General features: G+C 46.5%; 1 protein-coding gene. It reads right to left on the minus strand.

The window, feature by feature from the left end:
• Positions 1–191: hypothetical protein (locus AAEZ03_RS28105; RefSeq protein WP_350583225.1), on the minus strand; the 191-nt coding region annotated here is incomplete at its 3' end.
• Positions 192–256: the final 65 nt, after the last annotated feature.

Consider the following 256-nt stretch of genomic DNA (forward strand, 5'->3'; position numbering starts at 1 on the left):
CCAGTGCGGTATGTCTGATCAATTCGCGCAATAGCACTCGCGTTGGCTTGGTTGTCATAGCTATTGCCAAAGCTCGTCAGCGTGATTTTATTGTCGCCTGAACCGTAGACACCGTCATCTTCTCCGCCACATCCTACGAGTGCCATCGCGAGTAAGGATAGGGTCATAGGCAAAAATACTGTTGCTTTCATAAAAGGCGTCCTTACGGTTAGGATTTTTTATAGGGTTATGCTGATAGTGTGTGAAAAACCATGTG

Source organism: Pseudomonas sp. HY2-MNA-CIBAN-0224, assembly GCF_040310285.1.
Classification (GTDB): Bacteria; Pseudomonadota; Gammaproteobacteria; order Pseudomonadales; family Pseudomonadaceae; genus Aquipseudomonas; species Aquipseudomonas helleri.